The organism is Peribacillus sp. Bi96, assembly GCF_918698115.1.
Classification (GTDB): Bacteria; Bacillota; Bacilli; order Bacillales; family DSM-1321; genus Peribacillus.
Genome location: NZ_CAKKLV010000007.1, coordinates 20340 through 40652 on the forward strand (window position 1 = coordinate 20340; position 20313 = coordinate 40652).

General features: G+C 40.8%; 19 protein-coding genes. 3 read left to right on the forward strand and 16 right to left on the reverse strand.

Annotated elements, in window-relative coordinates:
* Nucleotides 1-8: 8 nt before the first annotated feature.
* The 4 genes from mutS to miaB all read right to left on the reverse strand — a co-directional run bounded on the left by mutS (nt 9) and on the right by miaB (nt 5627).
* Nucleotides 9-2636, reverse strand: coding sequence for a DNA mismatch repair protein MutS (gene mutS, locus LQ203_RS10795; RefSeq protein ID WP_230157932.1), 2628 nt, complete (start codon nt 2634-2636; stop codon nt 9-11).
* Between the two features lie 265 nt (nt 2637-2901).
* Entirely contained in the window at nt 2902-3441 is a 540-nt protein-coding gene (locus LQ203_RS10800; RefSeq protein ID WP_230157935.1) for an outer spore coat protein CotE, read from the reverse strand.
* A gap of 211 nt (nt 3442-3652) precedes the next feature.
* Nucleotides 3653-4081 (reverse strand): RicAFT regulatory complex protein RicA family protein, encoded by a 429-nt coding sequence (locus tag LQ203_RS10805; protein WP_230157937.1) that lies wholly within the window; start codon nt 4079-4081, stop codon nt 3653-3655.
* Nucleotide 4082: 1 nt separating this feature from the next.
* Nucleotides 4083-5627, reverse strand: a complete 1545-nt coding sequence (gene miaB / locus LQ203_RS10810) for a tRNA (N6-isopentenyl adenosine(37)-C2)-methylthiotransferase MiaB (RefSeq protein WP_230157938.1) — start codon at nt 5625-5627, stop codon at nt 4083-4085.
* A 305-nt stretch (nt 5628-5932) separates the two neighbouring features.
* On the opposite strand from miaB, the gene LQ203_RS10815 reads away from it, so the two are divergent.
* The gene (locus tag LQ203_RS10815) at nt 5933-6151 is read left to right on the forward strand and encodes a hypothetical protein (RefSeq protein ID WP_230157939.1); all 219 of its coding nucleotides are present in this window, start codon (nt 5933-5935) and stop codon (nt 6149-6151) included.
* Nucleotides 6129-6311, forward strand: a complete 183-nt coding sequence (locus tag LQ203_RS10820) for a hypothetical protein (RefSeq protein ID WP_230157941.1) — start codon at nt 6129-6131, stop codon at nt 6309-6311. Before LQ203_RS10815 ends, LQ203_RS10820 begins: the two co-directional genes overlap by 23 nt.
* On the opposite strand, the gene tdh is transcribed toward LQ203_RS10820, so the two are convergent.
* Nucleotides 6308-7348 (reverse strand): L-threonine 3-dehydrogenase, encoded by a 1041-nt coding sequence (gene tdh / locus LQ203_RS10825; protein ID WP_230158255.1) that lies wholly within the window; start codon nt 7346-7348, stop codon nt 6308-6310. The genes LQ203_RS10820 and tdh overlap by 4 nt on opposite strands.
* Nucleotides 7349-7678: 330 nt before the next feature.
* Between tdh and LQ203_RS10830 the strand changes: the two genes are divergently transcribed.
* Nucleotides 7679-7867, forward strand: coding sequence for a hypothetical protein (locus LQ203_RS10830; protein ID WP_230157943.1), 189 nt, complete (start codon nt 7679-7681; stop codon nt 7865-7867).
* A gap of 76 nt (nt 7868-7943) precedes the next feature.
* On the opposite strand, the gene LQ203_RS10835 is transcribed toward LQ203_RS10830, so the two are convergent.
* The 11 genes from LQ203_RS10835 to LQ203_RS10885 form a co-directional block, all read right to left on the reverse strand.
* Nucleotides 7944-8810, reverse strand: a complete 867-nt coding sequence (locus LQ203_RS10835; RefSeq protein WP_230157945.1) for a 2-oxoacid:ferredoxin oxidoreductase subunit beta — start codon at nt 8808-8810, stop codon at nt 7944-7946.
* On the reverse strand, nt 8797-10554 hold the full coding sequence (locus tag LQ203_RS10840; RefSeq protein WP_230157947.1) for a 2-oxoacid:acceptor oxidoreductase subunit alpha: 1758 nt from the start codon (nt 10552-10554) through the stop codon (nt 8797-8799). The genes LQ203_RS10835 and LQ203_RS10840 overlap by 14 nt, the downstream gene beginning before the upstream one ends.
* Before the next feature lie 217 nt (nt 10555-10771).
* Nucleotides 10772-11674, reverse strand: coding sequence for a dipeptidase (locus LQ203_RS10845; RefSeq protein ID WP_230158257.1), 903 nt, complete (start codon nt 11672-11674; stop codon nt 10772-10774).
* A gap of 171 nt (nt 11675-11845) precedes the next feature.
* Complete coding sequence (gene spoVS / locus LQ203_RS10850; RefSeq protein ID WP_029281188.1) at nt 11846-12106, reverse strand: stage V sporulation protein SpoVS; 261 nt, start codon at nt 12104-12106, stop codon at nt 11846-11848.
* Nucleotides 12107-12285: 179 nt separating this feature from the next.
* Nucleotides 12286-13083: a TIGR00282 family metallophosphoesterase gene (locus LQ203_RS10855; RefSeq protein ID WP_230157949.1), complete on the reverse strand. Its 798-nt coding sequence runs from the start codon at nt 13081-13083 to the stop codon at nt 12286-12288.
* A gap of 155 nt (nt 13084-13238) precedes the next feature.
* On the reverse strand, nt 13239-14798 hold the full coding sequence (gene rny, locus LQ203_RS10860) for a ribonuclease Y (RefSeq protein ID WP_230157950.1): 1560 nt from the start codon (nt 14796-14798) through the stop codon (nt 13239-13241).
* A gap of 367 nt (nt 14799-15165) precedes the next feature.
* The gene (recA, locus tag LQ203_RS10865; protein WP_290370574.1) at nt 15166-16209 is read right to left on the reverse strand and encodes a recombinase RecA; all 1044 of its coding nucleotides are present in this window, start codon (nt 16207-16209) and stop codon (nt 15166-15168) included.
* A 345-nt stretch (nt 16210-16554) separates the two neighbouring features.
* A complete protein-coding gene (locus LQ203_RS10870; RefSeq protein WP_230158267.1) occupies nt 16555-17787 on the reverse strand; it encodes a competence/damage-inducible protein A in 1233 nt (410 codons plus the stop codon).
* A 22-nt stretch (nt 17788-17809) separates the two neighbouring features.
* Complete coding sequence (pgsA, locus tag LQ203_RS10875; protein ID WP_230157952.1) at nt 17810-18394, reverse strand: CDP-diacylglycerol--glycerol-3-phosphate 3-phosphatidyltransferase; 585 nt, start codon at nt 18392-18394, stop codon at nt 17810-17812.
* Between the two features lie 176 nt (nt 18395-18570).
* A complete protein-coding gene (locus tag LQ203_RS10880) occupies nt 18571-19470 on the reverse strand; it encodes a RodZ domain-containing protein (protein WP_230157953.1) in 900 nt (299 codons plus the stop codon).
* A gap of 18 nt (nt 19471-19488) precedes the next feature.
* Complete coding sequence (locus LQ203_RS10885; RefSeq protein WP_230157954.1) at nt 19489-20280, reverse strand: DUF3388 domain-containing protein; 792 nt, start codon at nt 20278-20280, stop codon at nt 19489-19491.
* Nucleotides 20281-20313 lie beyond the last annotated feature (33 nt).

The following is a 20313-nucleotide window of genomic DNA, read 5'->3' on the forward strand; positions in this document are numbered from 1 at the left end:
TTATTTACTCATTTAAGTTTCTTTTGCAATTTATAAAGGGTGTTCATCGCCTCGAGTGGCGTCATTTCAAGGATATCCAGCGATTTTATGTCATCCAGCACCTTTTTTTCCTTAGGAGAAGAATTCACTCTTCCTTTAGGTGCCTCTTCGCCAAAGAAGGACAGCTGTGCCTCATTGTCAGGTATTTCTGGAGCAGCTGCAGCAATCGGTGCTTTTATAGCATCAACTGGCTCTGCAGGTAGCGCCTTTGCTTGTCCATTTTCATTCTCTAAATGTGCTAAGATAGCTGCTGCCCGGTCAATCAACTGCGTTGGTAGATCAGCAAGTTTGGCCACATGAATTCCATAACTTTTATCTGCTGGTCCTTCTTTAATTTTATGAAGGAAAACGACGTTACCATTTTGCTCAATTGCACTGACATGAATATTTTTCAATTTGGGCAGTTCCGATGCTAATACCGTCAATTCGTGATAATGAGTGGAAAAAAGGGTCTTCGCACCAATTTCCTCATGGATATATTCAATTATGGCTTGGGCAAGTGCCATCCCATCGTATGTTGATGTTCCCCGCCCGATCTCATCAAATAAAATTAAACTGTTTTCCGTCGCATTCATGATGGCATTCCTTGCTTCAAGCATCTCAACCATGAAAGTACTTTGGCCAGAAATCAAATCATCGGCCGCGCCAATCCTAGTGAATACCTTATCAAAAATAGGCAATTCAGCTATACTTGCAGAAACGAAGCATCCAATTTGCGCTAGAATCGAGGTTAGCGCAATCTGACGCATATACGTACTTTTACCCGACATATTGGGCCCTGTGATCAAGAGTAACTCCCTGTCTCCGTCCATGAAGCAGTCATTGGGGACATACTCCTGTGATTGAAGGACTTTTTCGACTACTGGATGCCGCCCTTCCTTCAAGACGATTCTTCGATTATCAGTAAAGACAGGCTTCACATAATGGCGTTCTTCGCTAATCGTAGCAAAGCACTGCAGGACATCTAGTTCACTGACGCCCTTTGCTAAATCCTGTAAGCGTGGGATATAACTTTTAACCTCTTCACGCAGATTGAGGAACAGGTCATATTCCAAACCGATGCTTTTTTCTTCGGCTTGTAAAATCAAAGCTTCCTTTTCTTTCAATTCTGGTGTGATATAACGCTCGGCATTCGTTAACGTTTGCTTCCGTTCATAGCGCCCTTCTTCAAGCAGATGCAGATTGGCACGTGTGACTTCAATATAATAGCCAAACACACGATTATAACCGATTTTCAATGATCTGATCCCTGTCCGTTCCCGTTCTTCGCGTTCCAGCTGAGCAATCCAAGTTTTTCCGTTTCTGCTGGCATACCTGTATGTATCCAGCTCATCATGGAAACCGTCCTGAATGATATTTCCTTCCTTGACGGACAATGGTGGGTTTTCAACTAGCGCGGTTTCAAGCAAATCCGTGACTTCTTCACAAGGATCCAATTTATCGGCAAGAATTGAAATCTCCTGATTGGAAGCCATTGACTTCACGATTTCACGGATGATGGGAACCTGTTGCAACGAACGTTTCAACTGAATCAAGTCCCTGGCATTAACATTCCCAAAGGCGACCCTTCCGGCAAGCCGCTCCAAATCGTATACTTCCTTAAGGCGTTCGCGTAAGTCTTGCCGTTCGAAGTATTGATTTTTCAGGGTTTCAACAAGATTTTGCCTTCGCTCGATCTGTTTTTTACTTATGAGCGGTCTATCAATCCATTGCTTCAACATTCTTCCGCCCATGGCTGTTTTCGTTTCATCAAGCAGCCATAATAATGAGCCTTTTTTACCTTTGGAACGGATGGTTTCAGTCAACTCCAAATTGCGTTTGCTATAATAATCAATTTTCATATATTGTGACGTTTCATATGCAAGTACTGGCTGTAAATGATCCAGACTGCGCTTTTGTGTGCGGTATAGATAATTCAATAAACGTGTGGTGGTTGTCTTCTGCTTTTCGGCCTTTAAAAGATGCAATAAAGGAACGAACGACTCACTTTGTTCCAAATTATCTTCTAGGGATAGAGCTGCGGCGCCCCGTTCTTGCAGCCTTTTTTTCCATTCTTCATTGAAATCCTCAGAAATGACCACTTCACTCGCACCAAGGATAGCAAATTCATTGAGAACTTCTTCGAAACTCTCAATCAACGTGACCTTATTTTCCCCTGTAGATAAATCATTGTACCCAAAACCAAACTGACCATCATGAAAAGAAGTGATGGTGGCGATGTAATTATTTTCCTTTTCTCGAAGACCTTTACTATCCATTTTCGTACCCGGCGTAATCAGCTGGACAACTTCCCTGCGCACTACGCCTTTGGCTTGTTTGGGATCTTCCGTCTGTTCACAAATAGCTACTTTAAATCCTTTTTCTATTAATATATCAATATAATTAGCAGCCGAATGATACGGAATGCCGCACATCGGAATTCGATCTTCGCTTCCACCTTCTCGGCTCGTTAATGTAATTTCGAGCTCCTGTGATGCATTCAGTGCATCATCAAAAAACATTTCATAAAAATCGCCTAAACGAAAAAATAAAAAGGCATCCTGATACTCTGCCTTAATTTTTAAATATTGCTGTATCATCGGAGTATATCCAGCCATTCCTTCAAAACCTTTCCAAACTAAAATCTATTATTCATTTATGTCCTACATTATAACATACGGGAATGCTACATTGCCTGCATTCGGATATTCATCGTAAATCAATTTTTTCCTATGAAGGGACTGTATATTGCTAGAAATCCGTACAATCATACAAAACATTATTTACCCATTCCCTAAAAACTGCAAAGGACCTATCCCGTTTCAAAATAAATAAAACCGGATGAAGGGAATGTCATCCGGTAGTTACTTTCCATATTCTATTCTATTCGTCTTCGAATTCATCAAGGAAATCCGGATCTAAATCTTCAAATTCCTCATCATCGAAATCAGAGCCCCAGTCATCCTCACAGCGGCCATCTGGATTAACAGCGACACAAATTTTCGTTTCGCCGACGACTTCCACAAAGAATTCTCTTTCCACATGGACGATGATTTTTTGCCCACATGGGGAGATGCAAGCTTCTAAACAATTCGGCTGTTGGACAGATTTTGCAACGATTTCATGGTCATCAAGACAATCGGGATCACGGTATTTCAACGAAATCACGTCGGTATATTGCACTTTTTCAGTAACAACTTCCGTTTTTGAATTATGGTTATAAGAATACCAAACGTTGATTTCGTAGCTGCCGTGGATTTCTACCTTTTTGCCGACTTTCTTTGCATCGTATTTATGGTTGATGATCCAACAACCTAGAATGCTAGAAGGATGATGAGCCGGGCAAATGGTGTGAGAGGACTTTGTAAATTTACGTCCTTTTGCCACCACCGCTTTAGTAATTATCTCTCTATATTGTGACATGCTAGCGAACCCTCCTCATACAGTTTCCATTCATCCTATGCGTGGTAAAAGTCTAGTGTGCGTAGAATTTTTTTTATTTGAAAACTGCTGTAATGTTTTAAACCTAGGTTATTTTATGCGCATGTTTTGGGATATGTGTCACGAATGGGCGCCGTATAAGGATTTCCGAATATAAAAAAGCCCTTCTGAAATCAGAAGGGCTTTTTTATATTCATGAACAGCTTCCGCCGCCAGCTTGTACCTGTGAACCTGTCTCGCCGCGAAGGACATCGCCTTGGGTTGATTCAATAATCAGGTCAGTCACCTTATTCGATACTTGTGATGAGACCATTTGTAAAAGATCATTTACGTCAACTTGGGATTGTTTGAATTCTTGGACGATCGGTAGTTCGTCCAATTGTTTTTCCAATGCATCAATTTTCTCCTGAACTTGGCTGTATGCTTTCTCTTTGCCGTAATGCTGGAAGTTGACCGCCTGTTTTTGCAAACTTTTGATACTTGCAATCATTTCCCGGATTTTTTGGTTTTCATTGATGTGAGCTTCAGCCCTTTTAAAGAAATCGACTTCTTCCGTGCTGGCAATCATCTCAGCGAGCTCGGCTGCTTTTGTCAGAATGTCATCTTTAGTATATTTCGTCATATTACTCCACCTCAATCGCCGTTGCTTCTTCAACCATATCCCCATTTAATGACCATGTTTTCGTTCCAGTGATTTTCACTTTTACGATTTGGCCAATGGCAGATTTTGGTCCTTTGAAGTTGACGAGCTTATTTTTGGTTGTATAGCCTGCTAATACTTCCGCATTCTTCTTGCTTTCACCTTCTACAAGCACTTCAACAATCTGTCCATCATACTCTTTCATTTTCAACGCACACGTATCATTTACAAGTGCATTCAAGCGCTGAAGACGTTCCTTTTTCACTTCCATCGGTACATTATCCTGCATTTTCGCAGCAGGAGTTCCCTCACGTGGTGAATAAATGTAAGTATATGCTGCATCAAAACCAACTTCGCGGTATAAAGACATCGTTTCTTCAAAGTGCTCTTCCGTTTCATTCGGATAGCCGACAATGATGTCAGTCGTTAGTGATGCACTTGGGATAGCTTCCTTAATCTTTTTTACTAACTCTAAATATTGTTCACGTGTATATTTACGAGCCATGATTTTAAGAGTGTCCGTACTTCCCGATTGAACAGGAAGATGGATATGGTCAACAAGATTGCCGCCTTTAGCCAGAACTTCAATCAAGTGATCATCAAAGTCACGGGGGTGACTTGTCGTAAATCGAATACGAGGAATATCGATTTTGCGGATTTCATCCATCAAATCACCGAAACGATATTCAATATCCGTAAAATCTTTACCATAAGCATTAACATTCTGTCCAAGAAGGGTTATTTCTTTGTAGCCCTGGGCAGCCAAATGACGCACTTCTTGTATAATATCTTCAGGTCTGCGACTTCTTTCTTTTCCCCTTGTATATGGTACGATGCAGTATGTACAAAACTTATCGCAGCCATACATGATATTAACCCATGCTTTCGTTTTGCCTTTACGCACTTTCGGAAGGTTCTCGATTACATCACCTTCTTTTGACCAAACCTCAATGACCATTTCCTTTGAAAGATAAGCTTCATTAAGAATTTGGGGCAAACGGTGGATATTATGCGTTCCGAAAATCATGTCAACAAAATGGTGCTTCTCAAGAATTCGCTTTACAACTGACTCTTCTTGGGACATGCAGCCGCAAACCCCAAGCAATAAATCCGGCTTTTCCAATTTCAATGATTTTAAATGACCCAATTCACCAAACACTTTATTCTCAGCGTTTTCCCGAATCGCACATGTGTTAAGTAAAATGACGTTCGCATCATCAACCGTGTTTGTAGGCTGATAACCAAGTGCCGTAAAAATACCCGCCATTACCTCTGTGTCATGTTCATTCATTTGACAGCCATATGTACGAATGTAAAACTTTTTGCCTTCTCCCATACCACGGAAACCTTCAGGAATCGCAAAATCATCATGATATTCTACTTCTTCTTTTCCTCGCTTTTTCGCATCTTTTAAGGAAGGCGGAATATAAACGGCTTGAAAGTACTTACTGTAGTCCTTATCGGATTTTTTGTCCGCTGGATTCTCAGCCTGTACTTGTTGTGATTCTAATCGTTGTTTCTCGTTCATAGTTAATCTCCTTTCAAAATAGTTAGTTTATTTCTTTCACCAACTATTCCAAGACCTATCTAGTTTCTAATGTTTTTATACGTCATTCCTTTTAAAAATCACCAGTAAATATTAGCTTTTAAGTGTGATATATCCACATTAACATAGTATAAAGCTTTTAACAGCAAGAAACAATCATTCTGTCGTGCCTTCTTCAATTGTAAGAAATTATTCACAGATACGGTAATTGAGAACATTAAAGAAGGGGCCTGATTCGCATATTCTAACGAACTTAGCCCCTTCTTATTAAATGATAGGATGATAGGATGATACTATTCCTTCACAGCTATTTCAAATGCAGACCATGCAATTTACTCGTAAGTTTGGTCGATTTACTCGTGAATTTGGGCGTTTTACTCGTGAGTTTGACCGCTTTACGTGAATTTCGGCACTTTACTCGTGAGTTTGACCGCTTTACTCGTGAATTCGAGCGCTTTACTCGTGAGTTTGGACGCTTTACTCGTGAATTTGCGCTTTACTCGTGAGTTTGCGCTTTACGTGAATTTCGGCACTTTACTCGTGAGTTTGACCGCTTTACTCGTGAGTTTGGACGCTTTACTCGTGAGTTTGACCGCTTTACTCGTGAATTTCGGCACTTTACTCGTGAGTTTGACCGCTTTACTCGTGAACCTTATCACTCTTTAAGGTATCAGGAGTACCTTACCACACTGACCTTTGATCATTAGATCAAATCCTTTCTCAAAATCGCTTAGCGAAAAACGGTGCGTAATCATTGGTTTTACATCAACCTTCCCACTTCCAAGCAGACTTGAAACTTGTTGCCAGGTTGAAAACATTTTCCTTCCGGTTATCCCTTGTACAGTAAGTCCCTTGAAAACGATATCCTCCGTTATATTCAGTGTGACGGGCTGAGCCGGCAGACTCAGGATTGATATCCTTCCACCATTTGTCGCCATCTTAAACCCTTGTTCGATAGCAGCAGGATTTCCGCTCATTTCACAAACTACATCCACCCCATCCGTATCTGTGAGGCCTTTCGTGATTTCCAGTGGATTTTGTTTAAGTGAATGGATTAGGTGTGTAGCCCCCATCTTTTTTGCAAGCTGAAGTCGATAATCATTAATATCAAGAGCGATTACTTTATCAGCACCTGCAGCCTTTGCAACAGCCACTGCCATAAGTCCAATTGGTCCACAGCCAATGATTGCCACCGTTTTACCAAGCACATCGCCTGCAAGGACAGAATGGACGGCATTACCCATCGGTTCTTGGATGGTAGCTATATCGGGCGGCATGTCAATTGGATTTATCCATAGATTCTTGGCGGGCAGAGCTACATACTCAGCAAAGCACCCCTGTATATCGAGACCAACAATACTCGTATTTTTACAAATATGAAACTGTCCCGTTAAACACTGACGGCATGCACCGCAAACGATATGTGTTTCGGCAGATACATAATCCCCAACTGAAACATTATTCACTATTGCTCCTATCTCCACTACTTCCCCTGCGAACTCGTGCCCAAATACGTATGGTGGATTCACTCTTCCCTGTGACCATTTATCCCAAGTGAAAATATGAATATCAGTTCCGCAAATCGAGGTCATGTTGACTCGAATCAATACCTCGTCCTCTCGAATATCCGGAATATCGACAACCTGCATTTGTGCTCCATAACCTCGGTGATGTTTGACAACTGCTTTCATTTTCCCTCTCAACATGTACACTCCCCCTGAAATAGGGCTGCTCATTCATCTACCTTAATATGTAAAGATATGAAAAACTAATCTAAAAAATACCATAATCGCTTTTGTACCGGCCTCTTCACATTAATAATGATGATTTTTAGTGCATTCGTACATTTTTATTAAATGGGTCATGTTTCTATAGCATCTCGTCCGCTCTCGAATAAGATATCTTGTACAATAAAATAATTGAAGGAGTGACTTATATGTCATGTAACAATAATCACCATCATCATAATAACAACAACGATAACGACAGAATTGCAGACGATTTTTGTCGTGCTGTGAGAGGCTGTCAAAGACGTGACCGTGACCGTGACCATGATCGGGATCGGGATCGGGATCGGGATCGGGATCGCGACCGCGATCGGGACCGCGATCGGGACCGCCATCACCATTGTTGTTGCAGAAGGAATCGTTGCAATTTCTTCTCATTCGGCTGTAACCGTGGATGCAATAACGGTTGGTGGTAAGCTAATCCAAAGAGTTTAGTAATTCTCTCCACTTGAGATTTCCAATTAATCTCAAAAAAGGTTCACCCCATTTTAAGGGGTGAACCTTTTAACTTTTACATAAATTCAGCAACAAGCTTATCAAAATGTGCTTGATCAAGTGTCAGATCTGATTTATTTAACCCTGCTTCAGCATACCCTGGTATTAATTCCTGGTACGAAGGGCGTGAAGAGTCTTGATAAATAATCCCTGTCACAAGGCTGTCATGTTTCATCAAAGTCTGCATGGCCTGTTCTTTATTTGAAGAATCATAGCCTTCAATCGTGTTCAATTTAGTTAAGTTTTGTTTAAACCAATCATACGTATTGATCTTATTATAAGTTACGCAAGGAGAGAAAACATTGATGAATGAGAACCCTTTATGATTAATCCCTGCTTCAATGATTGCTGTAAGGTCTTTCAAGTCAGTGGAAAAGCTTTGGGCGACAAAGGTAGCGCCAGCTGATAATGCTAATTCCATAGGTGAAACAGCCTGTTCAATCGATCCTTCTGGAGTGGATTTTGTTTTAAATCCAGCAGCTGACCGTGGAGAAGTCTGGCCTTTTGTCAACCCATAAATTTGATTATCCATGACGATATACGTAATGTCGATATTACGACGGATCGCATGAATCGTATGTCCCATCCCGATTGCAAAACCATCACCGTCTCCGCCTGAAGCTATTACGGTCAATTCACGGTTGGCCATTTTCACTCCTTGAGCAATTGGCAGTGAGCGGCCATGGATTCCATGAAAACCATATGACTTGATGTAACCGGATATACGGCCTGAGCAGCCGATACCGGAAACAACAGCCAAGTTCTCCGGCTCCAATCCTACATTGGCTGCTGCACGCTGCATGGCAGCCTGAACGGAGAAATCTCCGCAGCCAGGACACCAGTTAGGTTTTACATCATTACGAAACTCTTTAAACGTTGCCATATTCGAACATCTCCTTGCATTGTGTGTGAATTTCATGCGGGAGGAATGGGTTGCCATCATATTTTAGGATGCTTTTAATTTTATTAACATGTCCGACATTCATCTTGATAATATTAGCCAATTGTCCAGTCGCATTATTTTCGATAACTACTACTTTCTTAGCCGCTTGCACTAATGAAAGGACTTCATCAGCAGGGAAAGGATGAATCAAACGGATTTGCGCATGATTCACTTTCATTCCATCCGTTTCTAACCGGCCAATCGCTTCATCAATCGTCCCGCGTGTCGAGTTAAAACCAAGTATTAATAAATCCGCTTCTTCATGCGGGGTATTTTTGTATACTGGTGTTTGGAATGTGTTAGTTAAATTATTCAACTTCCGCATCCGTTTATCCATTTGGGCTTTACGATTTAATGCAGTCTCAGAAGGTCTGCCCGTTTCATCATGTTCAACACCTGTAACATGGTGAATTCCATTTTTCATACCAGGTACAACTCGAGGTGAGACCCCGTCTTCCGTTACTTCATAACGCTTGAAGTATGAATTGTTTTCAGCCTCTTCAATTTCAAAGTCCACCAATTTACCGCGTCTTACCTCCACTTTGCTGTAATCAAGCGGCTGAACCGTTTGTTTACCTAAAGAAAGCTGTAAGTCGGATAAAATGATAACTGGACATTGATATTCTTCCGCAAGGTTGAATGCTTCAGCCGTATCATAAAAAGCTTCCTCAACAGTACTTGGAGCCATGACGATTTTAGGAATTTCACCGTGTGTACCATAAATCATTGCCATTAAGTCCGATTGCTCTTGCTTAGTTGGAAGTCCCGTAGATGGACCACCACGTTGTGTATCGACTATGACAATTGGTGTCTCGGTAATGCCCGCTAAACCAATCGCTTCCATTTTCAAGGAAAGTCCAGGTCCAGCTGAAGCCGTGATGGCACGGACACCACCATAGTTCGCACCGATCGCCATTGTAGCAGCGGCGATTTCATCTTCAGTCTGAATGACCGTCCCGCCCAATTGAGGAAGTTTTTTAATTAGGTATTCCATAATTTCCGATGCTGGGGTAATTGGGTAAGCTGCCATAAAACGACAGCCGCCTGCAACTGCGCCTAAAGCGATGGCATCATTTCCGATCATGAACAATCGTTTTTGACCGTCTGCCTTCTCCAGCTCCATTGCACCTAGTTTTTCACCAAGCATCACTTCCATTGCCTTGTATCCTGCAGTAATGGCATCCATATTCTTCTTAACGATTTCTTCTCCTTTACGGCCGAAGATTTCATCAACTACATCGTTGAATACGGAGATTTCCATTCCTAGAACAGCACATGTCGCACCGATAGCGACCATGTTTTTCATTAATGACGTTCCTAATTCTGCTGCTATTTCTGTAAATGGAACAATATATAATTCTGCCTTTGTATCTTCTGGAGAGACAGGTTTGAATTTTGCATCTGCGATTATGATGCCACCCTCATGTAATTCTTTATAATTGACGTCAATTGTTTCTTGGTCAAAAGCAACTAAGATGTCTAAATCATCAGAGATAGCACGTGTTTCCGTAGTACTTACACGAATTTTGTTATTCGTGTGTCCACCCTTGATTCGGGATGAGAAATGACGGTAGCCATACAAGTAGTAACCTAAGCGATTGAGGGCAATACAGAATATTTCTCCTGTACTTTCAATACCTTCACCTTGTTGTCCGCCAACTTTCCATGAAAGTTGATTGATCATGTCTTACACTCCTTTAGAACGTTCGTATATAAATGCATTTAACCGCACCTCTCTTCAGAACATTCGACTATGTATAATTAATCGTCCTTAGTTAGAAAAGGTGTACTAAACGCTTTCAATTCTATCGGTTAAACCATCAAATTGCAACCTTTTTGCTTCTATTTTTTATATTTTCAGAATATTTATTCATATCTATATAGTGAGAATTGAAACACTCTTAAGATCTTTCCTTTTTAACAGGGAAATTACGAGTGAAATTCCCAAAAAGAAGTCCGTTTACAAACTCACTCGAATAAAGTCTGTTCAGCTCATTGATAAAGTTGTGATAATCCTTATATGATGTTAAATTCTCTACCATATGTTCGATTCCATCGAAGTCAGACCCTAATCCAATTTGCCTCTCACCACCCAAACTACAGATATGATCTATATGTTTCAAGATATCCTTTATCGAAGATGAATCACGCTTAGAAAGAAATTGAGGGACAAAGGTTACTCCGATCACCCCATTTTTCTGCAAAAGGACCTTTATCTGGCTGTCCTTTAAATTTCGCGGATGCGGACAAAGATGATGGGCATTCGAATGGGAAGCAATGGGAAATTCCGCCCTTTTTAAGGTGTCCCAAAATCCAGCTTCAGATAAATGCGATAAATCACACCAAATTGACTTCTCATTTAATAGGTTCACCACCTCGATTCCAAATTCTGTCAACCCACCCCCTCTTGATTCTAATGCCCCATCAGCTACCAAGTTGGCGTAATTCCATGTTAGTCCTACAGAGGACACTCCAAGATGAAGAAGGGTTTTCAGTTTCAACAAATCATTGCCGATGCAATCGCACCCCTCCAAAGTTAACAACGCACCTATTTCTCTTTCTTTTAGGGAATCGATGTCTGCCTTGGTCTTTATAAATTTCATTTCCGGCTCTGACAAAATCTTTTCATGAAAAATATCAACCATTGCCAAAGCCGCCTGAAATCTCATATCAGGGTGGACCTTTTCAGGAATATATATTGCAAAACACTGTACTTTTCCCCCTTCCTCCAATAGTCCCCGCTTTGTTATATGTAATTTATCACTATCCAAAAAAGAAATATCCGGATCGATGAACATCTTCATTAACACATCACAATGTGCGTCAAAAATATTCAATGTAATCCCCCTTCCTGTTCCTTACCTTTTTAAAAATCATATATTTCATTATAAAGAGACCCGTGTTTTTCGTCATTTAGTTTTTTCACAAAAAAGAGCCTGCTCGCCGTCAGACAAACAGGACACCCACTCATGAAATTATCTTGGTTCAATAATTAACTTTATAGCCGTTCTCTCTTCGCCATCAATAAGTATATCTGTAAAGGCAGGAATACAAATCAAGTCAACTCCACTAGGTGCGACAAACCCTCTTGCGATTGCTACTGCCTTGACGGCTTGATTTAACGCACCTGCACCGATTGCTTGAATCTCGGCTGCTCCTCTTTCTCTGAGCACTCCCGCTAGTGCGCCTGCTACAGAATTAGGATTAGATTTTGCTGAAACCTTTAATATTTCCATTCCTAGTCCTCCTTGTCTTCCCTGCCGATTATAATCTTTGGCTCAATAGTTATAACACTTTCCACTGCTACTATATTCAACAAGTAAAACTTGTATGACAAAGAAAACCAGGATTGTCCACCAAAGGTTTTATTAATGAAAAAATGGATGGACAGCTTTTGACTGTCCATCCATTCAAATCAATGATAAAAGGGATGATCTTCGTTAATGAGTATTCTTTCTATTTTTTTAGCCTTGCCAGTCTTATCGTCAATTTCCAGTATAATCCCACTTAATAGGGTCCGTCCCTCTTTAGGCACTTCAAAACGTACAGGCAGACTTGTAAGGAACCGATGGATGACCGCCCCTCTTTCCATGCCAAGGATCCCATCATACGGTCCTGTCATGCCTACATCTGATATATAAGCGGTGCCCGCAGGTAAGATACGGTTATCAGCTGTCTGGACGTGTGTGTGTGTACCCACAACGGCTGTAACCTTTCCATCCAGGAACCACCCCATTGCTTGTTTTTCACTTGTAGCCTCACCATGAAAATCGACAAAGATGATTGGTGTTCTTTTTTGTGCCTTTGCCACGAGTTCTTCCGCCTTTTTGAATGGACAATCCAAGTCCGGCATGAATGTTCTGGCTTGCAAATTGATGACCGCAATTTCCTGCTGATTCAATTTTAAAAACTTCATTCCTTCTCCAGGTGCACCGTCTGGAAAGTTTGCTGGGCGGATGAGATATTTCGCATCATCAATAAAATTGAAAATATCTCGATTATCCCATGTATGGTTTCCCATGGTCACCGCCTGCGCTCCCCACTCTAAAAAACTCCTGTAAATCTTTTCTGTAATTCCCCTGCCGCTGGCAGCATTTTCTCCATTGATGACCGTGATATGCGGCCGATACTTTTCTTTTAACTTTGGAAGGTATTCTTGAATCATATCACGACCTGGAGACCCTACGACATCTCCAATAAATAGCAATTTCATTGTAAAACCCTTTCTATATTCACATTTCTAATGATAAGAATATTCAAGTATGTATTGTAACATAATATGAGGTAATCATAGGAATCACGCTTAACGATAAATAGTAGAAAAATAAAAACGAAGTGGTTTGCACCACTTCGTTTTTATTTAACAATTTATTTGGCGTATTCGACTGCCCTTGTTTCACGGATGACCGTGACTTTTATATGACCTGGATAATCGAGCTCTTCTTCAATCCTTTTCCGGATATCACGTGCGAGTCGATGGGCCGAAAGATCATCTATTTGCTCTGGTTTCACTAGAATCCGCACTTCTCGTCCGGCTTGAATCGCAAATGACTTTTCCACTCCATCATAGGATTCGGAAATCTCTTCGAGTTTTTCAAGTCTTCTAATGTAATTTTCAAGCGTTTCACTTCTAGCACCTGGTCTTGCAGCAGATAATGCATCAGCGGCTGCTACAAGCACTGAAATTATGGAAGTTGGTTCCGTATCGCCATGATGTGAAGCGATGCTGTTAATGACAGTTGGATGCTCTTTATACTTGGTGGCTAATTCGACGCCAATTTCAACGTGACTGCCTTCCACTTCATGATCAATTGCTTTCCCAATATCATGCAATAAACCTGCACGGCGGGCAAGAACTTCATCCTCACCAACCTCTGCGGCCAGTAAACCTGAAAGCTGGGCCACTTCAATTGAATGCTTAAGCACGTTTTGCCCATAACTGGTACGGAACTTCAAACGGCCAAGTATTTTGATTAGGTCTGGATGGAGACCGTGAACTCCAACATCAAAAGTTGTTTGTTCACCAATTTCACGAATATGTTCATCTACCTCACGTCTTGCTTTGTCAACCATTTCTTCGATTCGAGCCGGATGGATCCGTCCGTCCTGAACAAGTTTTTCAAGAGCCAAGCGTGCCGTTTCCCGTCTAATTGGATCAAATCCAGATAAAATGACAGCTTCAGGAGTATCATCAATAATAAGGTCAATACCTGTTAGCGTTTCTAATGTCCGGATATTTCGTCCTTCACGTCCGATTATCCGTCCTTTCATTTCATCATTTGGAAGATTTACTACAGAAACGGTGGTTTCTGCAACATGATCAGCCGCACAACGCTGAATGGCAAGAGAAAGAATTTCTTTTGCTTTTTTATCAGCTTCTTCTTTGGCACGGGTATCACTTTCTTTAATCATAAGCGCTACATCGTGAGCCAGTTCGTTTTCCATTCGGTCTATAATGATTGCTTTTGCTTCTTCACGAGTTAAACCGGAAACACGTTCAAGCTCTGTTTGCTGCTTACGAACCGTCTCGTCCACTTTGCTTTCCATCACTTCAATATGCTGTTGTCTTTGGTTTAGAGAATCTTCTTTTTTCTCCATAAGGCTTTCACGTTTGTCTAACGTTTCATCCTTACGGTCCAAATTCTCTTCTCTTTGCAATAACCGATTTTCTTGTTTTTGTAATTCGTTCCTTCTTTCACGGGATTCCCGATCAGAATCAGAACGAACTTTATGAATTTCATCTTTTGCTTCCAACAAGGCTTCTTTCTTAAGAGCATCCGCTTCACGTTTTGCATCCTCAAGGATTTGTTCTGCAGAGCCCTTTGCCCCTGTTATTTTACTCTCAAACTTTGATTTGTGAATAAAATAACCAACAACTGCACCGACGATTAGGCCAAGCAAAGTGAAGATGATTGTCATGGGTTCCATCGTTTCACCTCCCCTTGCTATGAACTTTTTACATAAAATGTTGAACTGTCGGCAAGTACATTGCACATAAATTCAATATACAGCACTTAATTTTCAAAATTTTAGTTTGAAAAATTGTAAAATATACATATTAATTGTATAGTTGAGAATTTTTATTGTCAAGCGTTTGTCCCTTATGTATCAATGATTATTCAAGTTTTCTTAATACCAACCGACATTACGTGCAACATTCATTATGGAAGTAGACTGTAAATCTGTATTCCCCAGCCACTTAATTCGCTGAAAATTGCGCACTTTTTCAATTTCACTCTAATTCATAATATATAGAAAGAGGCCTAAGCGAACAAGCTTAGGCCTTTTCCTTCTGTTAATCAAGCAATTCAAAATGTTCTTCTTCTTTTTCTTCTGGTGGTAATTCATGCTCTCCATCAAGATTATAGTGATCTCTGATTTTCTGAGAAATCTCCTGGGCGATATCCTGGTTTTCTTTCAAGAACATCTTCGCATTTTCCCGTCCTTGTCCGACACGCTCTTCATTGTAAGAGTACCACGAGCCGCTTTTAAGGACGATATCCAAATCTGCACCCATATCGATGATTTCACCTTCCTGGGAAATCCCTTGACCATACATGATGTCAACTTCTGCTTGACGGAATGGGGGAGCAACCTTGTTTTTTACAACTTTGATTTTCGTTTTATTACCGACGATTTCATTACCTTGTTTTAATTGTTCCGCACGACGCACTTCCAGACGAACAGTTGAATAGAACTTCAATGCCCGGCCTCCTGGAGTGGTTTCTGGATTTCCAAACATAACACCGATTTTTTCACGGACTTGGTTAATGAAAATGGCAATGGTATTTGATTTATTAATGGCACCAGACAGTTTTCTAAGTGCCTGAGACATCATCCGGGCTTGAAGACCCATATGGGAATCTCCCATTTCTCCTTCGATTTCAGCTTTAGGAACAAGGGCTGCCACCGAGTCAATGACAATGATATCTACCGCTCCGCTACGCACTAATGCTTCAGCGATTTCCAGGGCTTGTTCACCCGTATCAGGCTGTGAAAGCAATAACTCATCGATATTCACACCAAGTTTTTCTGAATATGCTGGATCTAAAGCATGCTCTGCATCAATGAACGCAGCCGTGCCACCAGTCTTTTGTACTTCTGCAATGGCATGTAATGCAACAGTCGTTTTACCGGAGCTTTCAGGTCCATATATCTCAATGACCCGGCCTCTTGGATATCCGCCCACTCCCAATGCTACGTCCAATGCTAAAGAACCGCTTGAAATGGTTGAAATCCTTCGATCACTCTGTTCTCCAAGTTTCATAATAGAACCTTTACCAAATTGTTTTTCTATTTGTTTTAACGCCATATCTAAAGCCGCTTGACGATCACTCACTCAATTTCCTCCTCTATATTCAAATAATCGGCTGTCCGATTAAAGGTGTTCTTACGTTAGCAATTATTTGAGATCAATGTTTATATCTTGTCTCAAAACCTATCTTTACTATATACTCTTTTTACTATTTTGCCAAGCAAAAAGTCGAACATTCATTCGTTTTTTTCTTTCGGGATATTCTTTGTAAAAAAGCGTTTTATCATAAGGAATCCCTCATTTTCTTTCAATTACTAACTTAAAAAAGCATCTTCATGGAATTAACTTTTTTCTTTTTTTTCTTTTTTTTACAGAAACAAACTTCTCAAACAAATAAAAACAGGGCTTTAAAAAGCCCTGCTTTGACGTTTATAAATCCCTTAATAGGTAATGACAGCCGTACTTCACACTTCGAATCCGGTTCTGCGCCCTGCTTCCGGAAAGATTTAGCTCTTTGAAATGAGTGTTCCCATCCCGATATGAAATACCAATAAATACTGTACCGACAGGTTTGCCTTCTTGTTCATCAGGCCCTGCGACACCTGTAAGGCTGATGCCTACATCCGCATCGAGCTTTTTCCGGACATTAGAGGCCATTTCCATTGCACACTCACCGCTGACCACACCATGCTCAGAGATGGTACCCTCGCTGACGTCTAGAGCATTCGACTTAGCATCATTCGTATAACTGACAATACCACCTTTGAAGACTTTACCGGCGCCCGGGATGGTTGTCAGCTGCTCTTGGAACATCCCTCCGGTCAAGCTTTCCGCTGCCGCAATCGAAAGTTTGCGGACCGTTAATTCTTTTACAAGCTCCTTTATGAGCGAAGTATTATCACTTCCATAATAGAACTTTCCAACCCGGCTAAGAATTTCTTTTTCCGCTTCTAAAATAAGCTCTTCGCATTTGTCTTTAGATGAGTCTTTAGCGGTAATCCTTAACGTCACTTCCCCTTCGGAAGCAAGGGGAGCAATTGTCGGATTGGTTTGATTGACAAGAAGATCTTCAATCACCGTTTCCAGTTCAGCTTCACCTATCCCGTAGAACCGAAGAACCTTCGAATCGATCCGTTCATGCTTGTCCAGTTTATTCATGATCGCTTCATACCCGTAACTTAAAAACATCGGTTCCATTTCACTTGGGGGACCTGGGAGAAGCATGTATGTAATCCCAGATTTGGATAAGACCATTCCCGGGGCCATCCCATGATCGTTTGCCAACACTTCACAGCCTTCCAGAACAAGCGCTTGCTTTTTGTTGTTTTCCGTCATCGGCCGTTCCCGTTTTTGAAAGTAAGCTTCAATGGATTGCAAAGCTTCGTCATTAAAAACGAGCTTTTTCCCTATATGGCGAGCAATCGTTTCCTTCGTTAAATCATCTTTGGTAGGACCGAGTCCACCGGTAAAGACAATCAAGTTCGCCCTTGATTCAGCGATTTCTATAGCTTGTTGTAAACGACGGTCGTTATCCCCTACCACAGTATGGTAAAAAACATTGATACCCATTTCCGCGAATTGTTGTGATAGGAATCTTCCATTAGTGTTATTTATTTGTCCTAAAAGAAGCTCAGAGCCCACTGCAATGATTTCTGCATCCATCTTTTCAAAACCACCATTCGTTTTACTTTGAATTAACAAATACATCTCTGTTTTTTATAAAATAATCCAAACCTGACCAGATTGTAAAGATTAATGCAATCCATAATGTGATATTAGCAAACGGAAGTGAAATGAGGGCGAATGGAAGGTTATGCAGCAATAATGCCGAAATAGCAACAATTTGCGCCCATGTTTTAATTTTACCAAGCTGGTTAGCTGCAACCACTTCCCCTGTCCCTGCTAGCACTAAACGCAATCCGGTTACGGCAAATTCACGACTTATGATCACGATCGCAATCCACGACTGACCGTACATTAAATCTAGGTCAACCAAAACAATTAGGGCAGCTGAAACCAGAAGTTTATCAGCCAATGGGTCTAAAAATTTCCCTAAATCCGTAATTAAATTATATTTTCTGGCAAAATGGCCATCGATCCAATCCGTGGTAGAAGCGATAATGAAGAGGATCGCTCCAGCTAAGTGCGCAACTGGCAAGCTGTATTCTCCCCAAGTAAGTGTGCCCCATGAAAAAGGTGCGAGCATGATGATTAAAAAAACTGGAATTAAACAGATTCTTGCTACTGTAATCTTATTAGGCAGATTCAAAACTTTTACCTCCAAAATTTACGCCGGCCGTTTGGCAAAGCGTTATAGATCTAAAATAATTATGGCGCTTGGCCAACTCATGCTTATATGTATAATTTAACTCAAAATCCAATCTTATATGCCGGGTAAACCAATCCCGCATTAATATAGAGAAAAAATAGTCATCTATAAGATGACTATTCGGCTTTCGTAAATTGTATCGTTACCAATTGCGTATTCACTTCAGTCGGTGAAATGGAATACTCCAGCTTCTCATCGTTCACAAAAATATCCGTTTCATACGCTCTGCCTACATTGATGACAGCTTCTTTTTCATTGGTGAAATCAATTTCCTCGCTATCGTCCTTGCTGATAGTCCCTTGGAATAGTAATTTACCTTCACCATTTTTAATGCCAACCCATGGTGAGCCTTTTGAAGTCACTTTTAACTTAAATGTATCCGTATTTTTCAATTCATACGTACTATTTTTACCGTTTGTACTGCTAACGGTAAGTTTTTGCTTGGTCTTTTCATCTACAGCGTCATCTGCATCATCTTTCTTGTCAGATGTATCTTCGTTTTTTACCTCTTGCTTTTTATCCGCTTTCTCTTGTTCCTTTTTGTTTAATTCATCACTTTTGTTGTATCCGACCACTTCGTTCTGTTTTTCACTCTTTTTATCAGCAGTATCTGGCTTGCTCATATAATTGGATACTAACACCCAAATTAATATAGCAACACCAATAACTAAAACTGAAACTAGGATTTTAGGCAACATTTCTACAACCTTGGAGTCCCCAGCCGGAATCGTTTTCCGGGATTGGACCCTTGAAAGTTGTTCAGGCAATTCCTCACTATAGACTGAAGGCACTTCACTCTTATATTGTTCAAAAATCTCTTCGGAATCCAGCCCGACCGCTTCACAATATTGCTTTATGAAAGCCCGTACATAGAACTTTCCAGGCATCATACTGTAATTTCCCTCTTCAATGCCAATGAGGTAGCGCTTTTGAATCTTCGTTAATTCCTGTAAGTCTTCGAGGCTAAGGCCTTTTGCTTCCCTAGCTTCCTTTAATCGATTACCTAACTCAGTCAAATAAAAACACCTGCCATTTTAAAAGTCAAAGGAACCAAAATCAGATCCAGAAAACTGGTCTTTTTGGTCGACAACTTCATATGTTATTTCTTCATCTGGATTGTTTCGCAATTCAATAATATAATCAAAGTCTTCGAGAGTATACTCGGTATTTTGGACAAAAACATCCGGATGCTCGATGACTTTGACCGCATCAAGCCTCATGATTTCGCGAATCAACTGCCAATGTCGCTCATTTGCACGGCGAGTCGAAACAATTCCATCTAAAATGAATAAATTATCATTGTTATATTCATCCTCAATAAGCTGACTGCGGATAGTCTGCTTTAAAAGGGTTGATGACACAAACAACCATCTTTTATTAGCACATACACTCGAGGCTACGATAGATTCCGTTTTCCCTACACGTGGCATGCCTCGGATGCCGATTAATTTATGACCTTCCTGTTTAAATAGCTCGGCCAGGAAATCGACAAGCAAGCCAAGTTCATCACGGACAAACCTAAAGGTGTTTTTCTCATCAGCATCGCGCTGAATATAACGTCCATGCCTGACAGCAAGACGATCACGCAATTTAGGTTCCCTAAGCTTAATGACCTTTATCGTATCCATCGTACGGAGGATTGATTCGAATCTTTCTATATTACGGCTATCTTTCGCCAACAAAAGTAAGCCACGCCTGCCTTGATCAACCCCGTTAATAGTGATGATATTGATCGACAGCATACCCAGCAGGGATGAAATATCCCCTAATAAACCTGGGCGGTTGACTTGAATTTCATATTCAAAATACCATTCTTTATTCTCCACGATAACACTCCTTAAGCCTAAAAGCATTTACCC